Origin of the sequence: Photobacterium sp. GB-72 (genome assembly GCF_003026095.1) — a bacterium.
GTDB lineage: Bacteria > Pseudomonadota > Gammaproteobacteria > Enterobacterales > Vibrionaceae > Photobacterium.
Genome location: NZ_PYNV01000011.1, coordinates 66,545 through 80,566 on the forward strand (window position 1 = coordinate 66,545; position 14,022 = coordinate 80,566).

Here is a 14,022-nt window from a genome sequence, read left to right on the forward strand (position 1 = left end):
GGTGTGATTTATAAAAACACCGAAGCTTAAAGAGATATTTTAACTGTCATATTTAGGATAAATATACGTATTTCCTTAAATGATTTTCTAAAATTCACTTGATAATTTTCAGACATTTTCATCTGCTTTTGAGACTGAAAATGTTGAAAATCCATATTGTGACATTCGTCATTAGGATTTAATTGCAAGTGGTAATTTGCTTTTGTATTTATTAACAATAAATAAATTATAAATCAAAAGGAAGTGAATATGAAACATAGGATCGGCTTATTATCTTTAGTCCTACTGGTGGGTTGTGGTGGCGGCGGCAGTGGAAGTGATAAAGAAGCAGAGCAGGTAACTGCTGATAAAGTAGAAGTATCAGAACCTGAAAATACAACCTGTGGTAATTTGCCCGAAATGTCGTGTTACCACGATCCGAAAAATTTAACATTAAACTTACACCTTAACCTTATAGAAGCAGAGAATGGAGCTTTAGCATTTAATAAGCTTAATGCGGCAGTTGGGATGCATAGCTCATCGGGGCCAGTGCTAATATCAGGACCTGATAATATTGAAATACGTGTTGGCGGTGCGACTTATACTCCTGAAGCTTCGCACTCTGGATCATCAGCACTTAATTTCAATAATTTACCAATAGAGAAGGCGTATGAGATCTTCTGGTATCGTAACGGCGACATTATCTCGCATACCTATGTTGATGATTTACCGAACGGTATCTATTCTTTTGAATCCACATCTGATGAACAAGCAGATACTCTCACTTTTAAATGGCTTAATTTAGCGAGTGAAGCCAGTAATGCCGGACATATAAATTATTTATCCTGTAATAATGACAATAAAAATAGGGAACTTATCTTTTCATTAAATTCTAACTATGAGAAAAAAATGTCTTCACCATATTCGATAACAGTCAAAGATATGTTTGGTAAAACACTTACTGAATTAAAAAATGAATATGATAAATGTGAAGTATTATTTAAAACATTTACCTCAGATAAATCAATTCAGATTGTTAATTATACCAATGAGGAAATGATTACTCATATTACATATAATCAAGAACATACAGGTGTTATTTTTCATTAGCCTTAACTTGAGAGTTATAGGTAGATTGGGGGACGTAATTATCGTTGCCCAATACCAGTAAACAGAATCAACAAAAAACTCTGGCAATTGACAAAGTTGATGAGTTAAAACTACAGGTGCTTTGATCGGGAATGTAATGCACACCATATCAAGATTTTATGAAATATAAATACCTATCGGATCAATAGATAATGTGTTAATGCGAAATCTAGTAAGACTAACAACTACTATTAATAAAGGTGTTTATTTTCAGTGATATAAGAAGAACAGTAAACAAAACCGAACACTGAGGTTAATCTTAATTTTACTTATTATTGCAATATGTTTTCTGGTGTTTTTTCTGGTAAACATTACCGTGAAAAAAATAAGCCGCTATTCAGAAGGTGAGGCTAGAAAAATGGATTGATAACAGTGAGTAAATTGGGTGGGAAATAAACCTATTTATCTTATTGGTATTATAGAATTTATCGAGGATTCAACTTCTACACATAACATGGCGTGATGTTATACATAACATATTATTTATATATGATTACAATTGATTCCAATAAAATACATGTAATGACAATGTCATAAACTTTATCTTTATATGAGTTTTGTCAGGCTATATAAAACTTAATAATAATTTTCAAATGGGTGGTCGAAGTGGTGATATTTATTTTAATATTCTTAATTATATTATTTACAGTATATTGAAACCTAAGGGTAAATTATATGAGTGTTATAAAATTTATTCTCAAAGGGGTTATCTATCTAACCCCAAAGTTATTATAAATCGCGCATAATAATTTCATAATATTCATCGGCTTCATTCATCATTTTACTTACGGTTTCTGCATCTTTTTGAGTAAGGATAATATCCCAAGAACTTTTTTTTGAACGTGTTTTATATATCAAATCAACTCCTGTATTTATTATCTTGAATGAAAGATGATGAAAATCGCCTTTTAGAACTTGTTGATTACCTTCTATCATTACTTCAATATCGCCTGTTGGACTAATGAAAACATCAACCTCTGAGGTATTATTAGGTAGTTTAAAATGCTTATGTTCAATATACATATTCACTCCTTATATCTCTGCCACAAAATTAAATCCAAAATCTATACCAATATTTAATCCTTTTATAACAATAAGTTATTTGTCACATATGTATGGATCCTATGATCTTGCACTTAAAGGGTGAGCTTTTGAACTATTCTGGTGCAGAATTTAACTTTTTATTGGACTGCTTTAGGGCTTTTCCACAACCAGGTTTATAGTTAGCGTAAGTTATAATTAAGCCTGATACTACAATGAAAATTGCACCAATGATGGTATATGTTGTTGGAATTTCATTGAAAAGCCAGTAGCCAAAAATACATGAAAACAATATCTGAAAATAGAAAAATGGCGCTACGTGAGAGGCTTCAGCCACGTTCATGGCTTTGATTAAACACAATTGTGACACGATAGTCACAATTGGAATTGTGAGAAAATAGGGTAATGCTGTTAATGTCGGTGTTTTCCAAATATCAGGCTGAGCAATGAGTAGTATTGTTGCAACTGAACCTAAAACAAAAAACGAGTTAATTAAAACAGAAATAAGAGATATTTTTGAGTCGATAGTCTTGGTTATCAGGTTATAGCCAGAGGTCGTTGCTGCAATAAGTAACGGCAATAAATAGACCCAATGCAAGCCATCGACATTAGTGGGATTGATAACAACAACTACGCCAATAAAGCCTAAGATTGTTGCGATAATTTTTGGTAAGGTTAGGGTTTCTTTAAAAAAAATGGCACCACCGAGCATATACGCTACACTGCTCATTTGTACAATAACGATATAGATTTCTAAAGGGATATATTTTAAAGAGATCACCGAAACTACAGCACAGGTTAGGAACATCGCAGCACGGATCAATAATTTACCGTTGGTGGCCAGTATTGCGGTTTTCGTCTGTTTTGGCATAAAAAGCAGCATAAATACAAACGGGATCGCAAAGCGGAAAAATACCATTTGAACGGGATGGTAACCATGCTGTATCAAATACTTATCAGCGCTGTCTTTAATAGTAAGTGATAGTGTCGCAATAATGATTAAGAGTGCGCCAAGCATATTATTGTATTGAGGTTTCATGATGTTCTAGCTACTTTGCTTAACGCTCTATGTTAATATCAAAAAGTACTATAAAAGAGTCATGCTGAACCAGAGAGAAACCAGATATAAGAATATTTTAATAAAAGAGAGATTTTAACTAATAGGTAACGCCATTGAAAAAAGTTGATCAATTTAAGCTATTACTATCTGTTGTCTACATCAGTATAGCGCCTAAGAATTTAACTCATTCTAATGGGAGAGTGAAATCTTGGGAGACGGTTCTCGCTCTCACTATTCCCTTTCAGATGGTACTTTTAACCATTAACATCATCCTAACCAACTTTTTTAGCGTTCATATTCCTATTGAATTGATGTTTGTTTTGATAGGGGCTGCTACGATTTTACCTGCATTGATGATTAATCATATTGTCAGTCAAATCGATAATGTACAAAAAGCATGCAACTACATAGAAATAGATAAAGCAGACCGTAAAGAGAAAGTCTTTTTTATCGGTGCGATTTACTTCATTACGCCAATCATTCCGTTATTACTTATCGTAGGGCTGGTAATTGGACTTAAATACGGCTTTTATTTTTAGCTAAGTATTTCTAACGAGTATAAAAATTGTTTAATGTGAAATTTAGAGTGGTTTATGTGTAACAACTTATACAAAGTTAGTAGGCAACTAAAAATAATTTAAAGGTCACTTAGGTGGCCTTTTTTAATGGCTACATAATACAAAATTAATTCTCACCAAGATATTGCATGTAACACACTCAGTAAAACCTTGTATGAAAAATAGCCAGTGGTGTTTTTTGTTGCTCGCAAGATAATATCCTTTTTTGGAGGTGAAACAGGTGATTTACACATTATCTCTCAATGTGTTATGCGATAAATGGATGTAAATTTAGTTGTTTACTCTAAATGATCGATGTTGCACTTTTGTAAATAAATGCTTTGAATTGTTATGTTGTTGTGTATTATGCACTGGCTCGACAGCAAAATAGTGTTATTAGTCACTATCAAATTATAAAAATACAACATAACAATCGGAGATGAGCAATGGATAAATCGCTCTCAAAAAAGATCTTTGTCGGTCTTTTTGCAGGTCTAATAATCGGCACAGCAATCCAATATATTTTTAATGATATCGCACTCTTTGATACTTACTTATTAGGGGCAGCAGAAGGGGCTGGGGGGATGTTTGTATCCCTAATCAAATTGCTTGTTGTACCTTTAGTTTTTGTGTCTATTGTCTGCGGTATCGTGGAGCTAAAAGATGTTAAAGCTTTTGGTCGTCTTGGTGGTAAAACTTTTGCGCTTTACATTATTAATACCATTATTGCGATCAGTGCTGCGTTAGCTGTAGGTATGATTTTCCAACCGGGTAAAGGCGCGAATTTAGCAGGAAGCGTGTCTGAATCCGTTAAACTTACAACAACAGAAACGCCTAATATCTTTGATTTAGTGGTGAATATCGTACCAAGTAACCCAGTTCAAGCTTTTGCTAATGGTGACATGTTACAAATCATCTTTATGGCAATTTTAACGGGGCTTGCGATTCAAGCATTAGATTCACGTGGTGGTCCAGCTATTCGTACTTTTAAAGTAGCTAACGAAATTATGATGAAGCTGGTTGGCTTAGTGATGAGTCTTGCGCCATACGGTGTATTCGCGCTAATGATCCAATTAGGGGCAACACTGGATTCACATACGCTGTTATCTGTTGCAGGTTACGTAGCGTTAGTTGTTAGCATGTTGGTGTTCTGGATTTTCATTTTCTATCCAATGGCAGTAAGCATTGCAACGGGTACATCACCTAAGACATTTTTGCGTGCAACACGTGAGCAGGTTTTATTCTCGCTATCAACAGCAAGTTCAAATGCAACCATCCCAGTTACTATGCGAACCCTAACGGAAAAGTTAAACGTTTCGAAATCTGTTGCAGGTTTTGGTGTACCACTAGGCGCCACAATGAACATGTCAGGCGTATCTATTTATATTGCACTAGCAACCATCTTTGTGGCTAACGCATTTGGTCAACCTATTAACTCTTCAGATATTGTGACATTAGGTTTAACTATCTTGCTACTGTCTGTGGGCGCGGGTGGTGTACCGGGTGGCGGTATCGTGATGGTAGGTGTATTGCTTAACCAATTAGGACTACCTGCAGAAGGTTTAGCTATTGTTGCAGCTGTTGACCGTATTAACGATATGTTCTGTACGTCATCTAATGTAGTTGGGGATACGGCAGTAAATACCATTGTTGCTAAAACCGAAGGTGCTATTGAAGAGCCAGTAAATGCAGAAGTAAATCCTGCTTAAACGAAATTAACACAATGATAAAGCGGAGCTTAGGCTCCGCTTTTTTATAGTTGATGATTGATAATTCGGATTTTATAACTACTTACTGTTTATCTTTCCGTTCCCGTAAATCAATTTTTTCAACTTATTACATCGATTATTCAACTAAAATCAATCTAAGCGACTCTGAATAAAGCTGTAAAACAACTTGGTAATAAAATAGGCTACTGTGTTGAATTCGTTATAGTGAAAGTGCGTTTTTAACAGTGATTTCAAATTGTTCTTGAGTTTGCTTATTCAATGTATCACTGAAGTAAACCGAATCTTCACCAACAGGAACTCGTGCATCTGTAATTTTACCTTCGGCGACTGACAGTATGGCATCAGCGACTAAATCTGGTGAAGGTCCATTGTTGATCATATCTACAACTTGAGGGAGAAGGGCGCTCGCTTGAGTGGCATAAGGCGTATCTTCACTTGTTGTTTTAGTGTTTGCTTTAAGTCCATTTTTTACAAACCCAGTTTTGAATAGACCTGGCGCGACCGTATGAACCTTAATACCAAATGGATTTAGTTCATAGCGTAACGAATCAGTAATGCCCTCAACCGCATACTTGCTTGAGTTGTAATGAGTTAACAGTGGAAGCCCCATCTTACCTAAGAACGAGCCAACATTAATGATCATACCGCTTTCGGCTTCACGCATGAATGGAATTACTGCACGACAAGTTCTGAACACACCAAATACGTTTACATTGTATTGGAGTATGAGTTCTTCATCAGTCCCTTCTTCAACACTAGAAACGAGGCCATAACCCGCATTATTAACGAGAATATCAATTTTACCGCTATCTTTGACAATAGATTCAATCGCCGAATTGACGCTATCAGTATTTGTTACATCACAGATAACCGGCGTAATAGTTAGGTCATTAACAGTAAAATCATTTTTTAATGCCTCTCCAGTTTCAGCATTACGAACTCCTCCGTAAACTTTATATCCTTTGGTCGCAAAAAGTTTTGCTGTAGATAAGCCCATACCTGAATTTGAACCTGTAATAAATACCGTTTTCTTATTCATTTTAATAGTTCCTTAATCTAGATCAATAAAGTTGCATTTAAAATACACCTTTAAAATTACAGGTGTCAACAGTTTTAAGGTGTGCAGTAAGATGGAATGCTGAGTCGCGTTGAAAATTAGAAAATCATGGTTTAGCCAAAGTCGAGTGAAGCTTTGTTGAATGTATACGGGGGAATAAATTTTACTGTCGTTGCAAAGTCTCTGTGGATTACAAATAAAATATATAACCCATAACTCCCAATAGTTAATTTAATAAATGTCCTTAAATTGATACTTATAGTCTAAATGTCGTTATTGGGTGCTCATTAAACCCATGTAATATGTTGCTATCACATCGATATGGGGATAACAAAATGTTAAATACTAAAGACATTCGTAATATTGCGATTGTTGCTCATGTTGATCACGGCAAAACGTCACTTGTCGATCAACTATTAAGACAAGCTGATGCATTAACACGTAGAGAAAGCACACAACGATTAGTGATGGACTGTAATGCTCAAGAACAAGAAAGAGGCATCACTATTTTATCGAAAGTCACGGCAATCGACTGGAAAGGGGTAAGAATAAATATTATCGATACGCCTGGACATGCTGATTTCGGTGGCGAAGTTGAACGTGTTATAGATATGGCAAATGCGGTACTTGTTATTGTTGATGCAGTTGAAGGACCGATGCCACAAACACGATTTTTTGCTCAAAAAGCGATAAATAAAGGTTTGAAACTATTGGTTGCAGTGAATAAAGTCGATCGTCCAGAGGCACAGCCAGAAAAGGCAATTGATCAACTTTATGATTTGTTTGTAACGCTAGGTGCTGATTGCGAGCAGCTCGATTTTCCAGCAGTATCATGTTCAGCGAAAGAAGCATTTGCCTATGACACCTTTGGTGAGGCTGATACTGAAAATGGCATGGCGCCATTGTTAGATATGTTAGTTGAAAACGTCGCTTCACCAACGGTAACCGTTGAACAAGAACCAGTTATTCAAATTCATCAACTTGATTACTCAGAATATCTTGGTTTGATTGGGATAGGGCGTGTTATCTCAGGATCCTTTTATCGAGGTCAGAAAGTTGCGGTTAATGCGCCCGGTGAAGATGCACGTTTCTGTCAGATCAAAGAAGTCTATCATCAACAAGGATTAAGTCGTGTTGCCGTTGATTACGGTGTGGCTGGCGATATTATAGCCTTAACAGGGATATCTGATATTGCGATTTCAGATATTGTTACTTCACGTGGCAATGATGTTGAGCTTGAAGCACTAGAAATTGATACGCCGACTGTTTCTGTGAAATTTAGCGTGAATGATTCTCCTTTTTCAGGTCAAGAAGGTAAGGTATTACAATCTCGAGAATTAGCAGAACGCTTGTATCTCGAAGCTTCACACAATGTATCTCTGCATGTTACTGAGGCAGAAGAGGCAGGCGTCTATGAAGTTTCAGGTCGTGGTGAATTACACCTTGGGGTCTTAATTGAGAGTATGCGTCGAGAAGGGTACGAGTTTTCTGTATCTCGCCCGACGATCTTGTTGAAATCCGATGCAGGTAAGACGCAAGAGCCTTATGAGAAATGTTACGTTGATTGCGCCAATGAATTTATGGGCAAGGTTATTGAAGAGATGGCTTACCGTAAAGCACAATTCGAGCATAGTCAGCCATTGGATAATAGTCATCAACGATTATTATTCTTAGGGCCAAAACGTGGATTGTTAGGTATTAGACATACTTTACTAAGTTTGACCGAAGGTTCTGCAAGTATTCATAAGGAAGATGTTGGCTACGGTAAAAAAATCGTTGGTGATATTGGTTGTAGGCGTGAAGGCGTACTGGTTTCAAATGGTATTGGCAAAGCTTTAATTTACTCTTTATCTTCGTTACAAGAGCGAGGAAGGTTGATGATTAACCATGGTGATCAGGTTTATCAGGGGCAAATTATTGGAGCAGCCTCTAATGACACCGATTTATGGGTGAACTGCCGCCAAGGTAAGAACCTCGTTCGGATGTGGAGAACAGTGGCAGATAAAAATTATGCCATGAAAGCCATTATGAATTTCAGTTTAGAGCAAGCGCTAACGTGGATTAATAGTGATGAACTGATTGAGGTAACGCCAAAAGCTATTCGTCTTAGAAAAGCGATGTACAGCTATTAGTTTGTAACAAAACAGGTTTAACCGTTATTGTGCATAAGTGCATGTTTTAAAATAATTACACTTTAAGCCCAGCGAGTTTTGCTGGGCTTTTTTGTGTCTAACATTTATAGCAATAAATCTATTTAATTGTAGAGTTAATCCATTGCTTGTTAGGCTATTAATCTGTTATTTCTCATTGACTAAGTATTGTTCGAATGTTTCTAACTGCACTGGATTATCAATACCAAAGTGCTGTTTTAATATTTGATGAAAAGACGAGACATCATTGATAAAAGTTTCTGTAACGGCATCGGCGTGAGCTAACTTCAAACGGTTATTTAAAAGAATATTATTACCATACTCTGTTCTTGCCACGACAACTACCTGAGTGGTAAATCGTGAGTTGCTATGGGTGGATGCATAATGATTGGCATATTCAATGTCGCCATCACAGACATAACTCATATCTAAGCTATATTGGTTTATCCATTGCTCTTGAACTTTACATTGCAACATCATTCCAAAGAACGCATCTTCGATAAATCGAAAGGTTTGTTTCTCTTCTTTAAGCTCTTGATTAAACGTAATTGGTAGTGGTGCTCTGGGGGTATTTGAGCCAAAACCAGTATCAACAAGCCATTGTTGTTCATTGAAAGTCACAATATTGACTAAATGCCCGCGACCTGATGGATTTTCAGTTAAGTGGACTCTAGCTAACTTTTTCTCCACATTAAATTGAAGCGTTTTAAGTACGCGATTCATTAAGCTATTTAATTCAAAGCAATATCCACCTCTATTAGAATAAACGAGCTTATTAAAGATTTTATCTTCATCAAGTTCGACAGTACGACCATTGACGATATCAAGATTTTCAAAAGGGATACTGCTATGTTGACTTTGATGCAGAGCGAATAGAGTCGTTAAATCAGGGGATGTGTTTCCTTGAAAACCGATTTTTTCTAAATAAGCTGATAGCATTTCTTTATTCATATTGGATCTCTAAACTTGTTCTTGCTGAGGGAATGCTTCAATACATTCATTTGTTAAAGCGACTTTGCACCCTCAAGTTAAGTTGAGGTCAAGGGGGAGCTGAATATTATTTACACTTAAGCCATATATTTCATCATTAAGGAAACGGAGCCAAATGTGATGCAGCAAACAATAGAAAGCCAACGCTTAATTTTGAGACCATTTACGCTAACAGATGCTGAACGAGTAGCTAACTTGCTAAGTGATCAAAGAATTTCTGACATGACAGCAAATATACCTTATCCATACTCTGTATCGGATGCACACACTTGGATTCAGGGACATAGCAACATGTTCTTAAGCGGTACAGGTATTGTTTACGCCATCGTTTTAAAACAAACAATGGAAGTCATTGGTACGGTTAGTTTCCCGAAAATAGAAAATGGCGTAGGTGTGCTTGGGTACTGGCTGGGTGTTCCTTTTTGGGGAAATGGTTATGCGACTGAAGCGTCAAGCTTATTAATTTCGTACATGAAAGAGCACTGTGGCTTAACGCAGTTACAAGTAACCCATTTAGCTGATAACGCACGTTCAAGATCGGTTATCAACAAGCTTGGCGTAACCTATAAAGGTAATCAGATAAACCACATGCAAGGAAAAGAGCGTGAGGTTTGTGTTTACCTTTCTACATTATAAGCTCACTTTAATGATACGGTCTGACATTAAAATACATTTGCAAATGTTGTATTGGTAATTATTAAGCTAAATTCTATCAATGACTGATGATATATCACTTAAAAGTAGTTTTGCATCATCGCTTTTCAGCTGTAATAAGGCCATAAAAAGGAGATCAGTGATAACATTCTGTGCGGTTCGCGAAGAAATTGAAGAGCTTCGAAATTGTTTTTCATCGGCAATAGTGTCAATCGTATAGTGGGCTAATTGCCGTAAGGGGCTCTTTTTTATATTTGTTAACGCAATGACTGTCGCGCCTTTGTCGTAAGCTGATTGTGCTGCCATTATTATCTCACGCCGTTTTCCTGAAAATGAAATAGCGATGAGTATGTCGTTTTTCGTTAATGTATTCGCTGTTGCGATTTGCACATGTGTATCTTGTTCAGTGAGTGCAGTAATACCTAATTTTAACAGCTTAAAAGTAAGATCTTTGGCGGTTAATGCTGAACCCCCAATGCCTACAATTTGTATGCGATGCGCTTGATTTAGCCGTTTTACGATAGCTTCAAATTCTGAAAAGTTGATAGCGTTGGTTGTCGCAATCATAGCGTGTGTTTTCTCTTGTATTAACTTTTGTGCAATCGTTATTGAAGAATCATCGCTATGGATCTTGTTATGAATAGGTCTTTTGGGTTCTAGAATGGCATTTTGTTGAGCAAGATCTTCAATTATGGCAAGTTTTAGTGCTGTAAACCCCTTAAAACCAAGCCGTTGAGCAAATTTGATCACACCAGATTGTGAAACACCTACCTTTTTCGCTATATCTTGGCTGACATAGGCACTTAACGAAGCTGGGTCTTCAAGAATAAAGTCTAATATCTTTACTCCATTACTCGATAAGCTACTTCTTTGGTTTTGCATTCGCTCTAAAATACTCATATTTTCCTAATTTTATTGAATTAATTATTCAACGAGACCTAAACATTATTCATTTAACCTGAGTGGAATTAACTATCTGAATAAATAAGTTATTTTTATACTTTTTAGAATATTTAAAAGAGTTGTGACTCGTATTTATTCTCTAATTTTGGCACAAAATGAATAATTTTAGTTGTGATAACTATCACTTAAATGAATTTTTTATTCTATATGATGCCTCTCAACAAAACCTCCAAGTGAAGAGAGCAGATAATGAAAATTGATCTAACAACCTTAGTGACAGAAAGCCGAAATAAAGATAGTGAAAACATCGATATGCTATCAACGGTTGAGATGTTGAAAGTTATCAATCAAGAAGACAAGAAAGTGGCACTTGCAGTAGAAGCCATTATTCCTGAAATTGCCAAGGTTGTTGATCTTATCGCTAATGCTTTCCAATCTGGTGGACGTTTGATTTATACCGGTGCGGGTACATCAGGTCGATTAGGTATTTTGGATGCCAGTGAATGTCCTCCTACATACGGTTCTAATCCCGATTTGGTGGTTGGCTTAATTGCTGGTGGTCATACAGCGATTTTAAAGGCGGTTGAAAATGCAGAAGATAATGTTGAATTAGGTGCAAGTGACTTACAACAGATTGGTTTTAATGAAAAAGATGTGCTTGTTGGCATTGCTGCAAGCGGACGTACGCCGTATGTCTTAGGTGCAATGAATTACGCAAAAAGTATCGGTGCAACCGTTGCTACCTTAAGTTGCAATGCGAATAGTCCAATGACGCAGATCGCAGATATTTCATTAACACCCATTGTTGGGCCTGAAGTGGTAACGGGCTCTTCAAGAATGAAGGCCGGTACTGCACAGAAATTAGTACTAAATATGTTAACCACAGGGGCAATGATCCGAACTGGGAAAGTCTTTGGAAACTTAATGGTTGATGTTGAAGCAACCAACGCCAAACTTATCCAACGTCAAAAAAATATTGTAGTTGAAGCGACAGGGTGCAGTGAATTACAAGCAGCGGAGGCACTTGCGCAGTGTAATAACCATTGTAAAACCGCAATCCTTATGATTTTACTTGATATTGATGCTGAGTTGGCGACTGCAAAACTCGGTAAGCATCATGGCTTTATTCGTCATGCACTTTTAGACCAAAAATAATAAAACAATCGGTTATATCGAGGATCATAAGATGGCCAAAGTAACTGCTTCAATGATGCAAGAGATACTCACTGCAATAGGCGGTAACGAAAACGTTATTAAATGCGGTAATTGCATGACGCGATTACGTCTTACACTACGAGATGACAGCTTAGCTGATCGTGACTCAATCAAACGTATTGCAGGCGTGATGGGGTTAGTTGAAAGTGACGATCAATTTCAGATTGTGTTAGGACCGGGCAAAGCACAAACTGCAGCTGAAATGATGAATAGTATGCTTGAGAACGAGCAAGGTGAGGAGAAAACTTCTCCAAAAACACATTCCGACCTAAAAGATGTGGCTTCTGCACATAAACAGCAATTAAAGAAAAAACAAACCAGTGCAGCACAACGCTTTCTAAGCAAGTTTGCAACTATATTTACGCCTTTAATCCCCGGTTTCATTGCTGCAGGTTTATTACTCGGTATCGCGACCTTGCTGGAACAACTTTTTGTTATAGGGCAGGCCTCGCCTAATGCGCATTTACTTGATTTAATTGCGTATATGAAAGTTTTCAGTAAAGGTTTATTTAGCTTCTTAAGTATCCTTATTGGCTACAATGCGCAGCAAGCGTTTGGTGGTTCAGGGGTAAACGGTGCGATTTTAGCGTCACTGTTTGTACTTGGTTATAACCCAGATGCAACGTCTGGCATTTTCTCTGGAATGAACGATTTTTTCGGCAATGGTATCGATCCACGAGGCAATATTATTGGGGTTCTGATTGCTGCCATTATTGGTGCAGGCGTTGAGAAAAAAGTCCGCCAATATATTCCAGATAATTTAGATATGATCTTAACTTCTATGATCACCTTGTTGATTATGGGCGCTGTTACCTTTGTGATTATCATGCCAATTGGTGGTGAGCTATTTAAGGGTATGTCATGGTTATTTATCAACTTAAATGGTAATCCATTCGGTAGTGCGATCTTAGCCGGTTTATTCTTAATATCAGTGATGTTTGGTATCCACCAAGGTTTTGTTCCGGTTTACTTTGCTCTTATGGACGCACAAGGATTTAACTCACTTTTCCCGATTTTAGCCATGGCGGGAGCAGGGCAAGTAGGTGCAGCACTGGCTTTATATGCAAAAGCGAAAAAAGAATCTTTGTTACGTCTGCAGGTCAAAGGGGCGATCATTCCGGGATTATTAGGTATCGGTGAGCCGCTTATCTATGGTGTGACATTACCGCGGGTTAAACCTTTTGTTACTGCGTGTGTGGGGGGCTCTGCGGGTGGTTTCTTTATTGGGTTAGTATCGTATCTGGGATTACCGATTGGTTTAAATACAGTATTCGGTCCATCTGGTATTGTTGCTTTACCGTTAATGACCTCAAGTTCTGGTATCTTTGCAGGTATGGCTATTTTTACCATTGGTTTGCTGATCGCTTATATCGTAGGTTTTGTCGCAACATGGTTCTTTGGTACGAAAAATGTCGATTTAAGTTAATACTAAATCGTTATTGAGCCGTTGTTGAGAAAATGAAAATTTAATTCATAACGGATGTATTAATAAAAAGCGGAGCAAAAGGCTCCGCTTTGTCGTTTGTTACTCCAGAGA

At 37.0% G+C, this 14,022-nt stretch carries 12 protein-coding genes; 7 read left to right on the top strand and 5 right to left on the bottom strand.

All coding sequences use genetic code 11. The annotated features are described in order from the left end of the window. The first annotated feature begins 249 nt into the window (after positions 1 to 249). Positions 250 to 1,089: a hypothetical protein gene (locus C9J40_RS13300; RefSeq protein ID WP_107247172.1), complete on the top strand. Its 840-nt coding sequence runs from the start codon at positions 250 to 252 to the stop codon at positions 1,087 to 1,089. 768 nt (positions 1,090 to 1,857) lie between these two features. Here C9J40_RS13300 and C9J40_RS13305 read toward each other — a convergent pair. Together C9J40_RS13305 and C9J40_RS13310 are read right to left on the bottom strand one after the other, a co-directional pair. Beyond that, positions 1,858 to 2,151, bottom strand: coding sequence for a hypothetical protein (locus tag C9J40_RS13305; protein WP_107247173.1), 294 nt, complete (start codon positions 2,149 to 2,151; stop codon positions 1,858 to 1,860). Positions 2,152 to 2,284: 133 nt separating this feature from the next. Beyond that, positions 2,285 to 3,208 carry a DMT family transporter gene (locus C9J40_RS13310; protein WP_107247174.1) on the bottom strand — a complete coding sequence of 308 codons (924 nt, stop codon included), beginning with the start codon at positions 3,206 to 3,208 and terminating at the stop codon, positions 2,285 to 2,287. Positions 3,209 to 3,342: 134 nt separating this feature from the next. Between C9J40_RS13310 and C9J40_RS13315 the strand changes: the two genes are divergently transcribed. Then, entirely contained in the window at positions 3,343 to 3,768 is a 426-nt protein-coding gene (locus C9J40_RS13315) for a hypothetical protein (RefSeq protein WP_146144961.1), read from the top strand. Between the two features lie 464 nt (positions 3,769 to 4,232). Continuing rightward, positions 4,233 to 5,495, top strand: a complete 1,263-nt coding sequence (locus tag C9J40_RS13320) for a dicarboxylate/amino acid:cation symporter (protein WP_107207231.1) — start codon at positions 4,233 to 4,235, stop codon at positions 5,493 to 5,495. A 220-nt stretch (positions 5,496 to 5,715) separates the two neighbouring features. On the opposite strand, the gene C9J40_RS13325 is transcribed toward C9J40_RS13320, so the two are convergent. Next, the gene (locus C9J40_RS13325) at positions 5,716 to 6,555 is read right to left on the bottom strand and encodes an SDR family oxidoreductase (RefSeq protein ID WP_107247176.1); all 840 of its coding nucleotides are present in this window, start codon (positions 6,553 to 6,555) and stop codon (positions 5,716 to 5,718) included. Positions 6,556 to 6,908: 353 nt separating this feature from the next. On the opposite strand from C9J40_RS13325, the gene C9J40_RS13330 reads away from it, so the two are divergent. Beyond that, on the top strand, positions 6,909 to 8,705 hold the full coding sequence (locus C9J40_RS13330; protein ID WP_107247177.1) for a GTP-binding protein: 1,797 nt from the start codon (positions 6,909 to 6,911) through the stop codon (positions 8,703 to 8,705). A 165-nt stretch (positions 8,706 to 8,870) separates the two neighbouring features. Here C9J40_RS13330 and C9J40_RS13335 read toward each other — a convergent pair whose 3' ends face one another. Beyond that, entirely contained in the window at positions 8,871 to 9,674 is an 804-nt protein-coding gene (locus C9J40_RS13335) for an arylamine N-acetyltransferase (RefSeq protein ID WP_107247178.1), read from the bottom strand. Positions 9,675 to 9,833: 159 nt separating this feature from the next. Between C9J40_RS13335 and C9J40_RS13340 the strand changes: the two genes are divergently transcribed. Then, complete coding sequence (locus tag C9J40_RS13340) at positions 9,834 to 10,349, top strand: GNAT family N-acetyltransferase (RefSeq protein WP_107207227.1); 516 nt, start codon at positions 9,834 to 9,836, stop codon at positions 10,347 to 10,349. Positions 10,350 to 10,415: 66 nt separating this feature from the next. On the opposite strand, the gene C9J40_RS13345 is transcribed toward C9J40_RS13340, so the two are convergent. Beyond that, the gene (locus C9J40_RS13345) at positions 10,416 to 11,267 is read right to left on the bottom strand and encodes an SIS domain-containing protein (RefSeq protein WP_107207226.1); all 852 of its coding nucleotides are present in this window, start codon (positions 11,265 to 11,267) and stop codon (positions 10,416 to 10,418) included. Between the two features lie 252 nt (positions 11,268 to 11,519). On the opposite strand from C9J40_RS13345, the gene murQ reads away from it, so the two are divergent. Together murQ and murP are read left to right on the top strand one after the other, a co-directional pair. Beyond that, complete coding sequence (gene murQ, locus C9J40_RS13350) at positions 11,520 to 12,425, top strand: N-acetylmuramic acid 6-phosphate etherase (protein WP_107207225.1); 906 nt, start codon at positions 11,520 to 11,522, stop codon at positions 12,423 to 12,425. A gap of 31 nt (positions 12,426 to 12,456) precedes the next feature. Further along, the gene (gene murP / locus C9J40_RS13355; protein ID WP_107207224.1) at positions 12,457 to 13,911 is read left to right on the top strand and encodes a PTS N-acetylmuramic acid transporter subunit IIBC; all 1,455 of its coding nucleotides are present in this window, start codon (positions 12,457 to 12,459) and stop codon (positions 13,909 to 13,911) included. Positions 13,912 to 14,022: the final 111 nt, after the last annotated feature.

What these genes read in the sequence shown, in the direction of transcription:
- C9J40_RS13300 (WP_107247172.1), top strand. Translation starts at nt 250, where the DNA reads ATGAAACATAGGATCGGCTTATTATCTTTAGTCCTACTGGTGGGTTGT.
- C9J40_RS13305 (WP_107247173.1), bottom strand. Translation starts at nt 2,151, where the DNA reads ATGTATATTGAACATAAGCATTTTAAACTACCTAATAATACCTCAGAG.
- C9J40_RS13310 (WP_107247174.1), bottom strand. Translation starts at nt 3,208, where the DNA reads ATGAAACCTCAATACAATAATATGCTTGGCGCACTCTTAATCATTATT.
- C9J40_RS13320 (WP_107207231.1), top strand. Translation starts at nt 4,233, where the DNA reads ATGGATAAATCGCTCTCAAAAAAGATCTTTGTCGGTCTTTTTGCAGGT.
- C9J40_RS13325 (WP_107247176.1), bottom strand. Translation starts at nt 6,555, where the DNA reads ATGAATAAGAAAACGGTATTTATTACAGGTTCAAATTCAGGTATGGGC.
- C9J40_RS13330 (WP_107247177.1), top strand. Translation starts at nt 6,909, where the DNA reads ATGTTAAATACTAAAGACATTCGTAATATTGCGATTGTTGCTCATGTT.
- C9J40_RS13335 (WP_107247178.1), bottom strand. Translation starts at nt 9,674, where the DNA reads ATGAATAAAGAAATGCTATCAGCTTATTTAGAAAAAATCGGTTTTCAA.
- C9J40_RS13340 (WP_107207227.1), top strand. Translation starts at nt 9,834, where the DNA reads ATGCAGCAAACAATAGAAAGCCAACGCTTAATTTTGAGACCATTTACG.
- C9J40_RS13345 (WP_107207226.1), bottom strand. Translation starts at nt 11,267, where the DNA reads ATGAGTATTTTAGAGCGAATGCAAAACCAAAGAAGTAGCTTATCGAGT.
- murQ (WP_107207225.1), top strand. Translation starts at nt 11,520, where the DNA reads ATGAAAATTGATCTAACAACCTTAGTGACAGAAAGCCGAAATAAAGAT.
- murP (WP_107207224.1), top strand. Translation starts at nt 12,457, where the DNA reads ATGGCCAAAGTAACTGCTTCAATGATGCAAGAGATACTCACTGCAATA.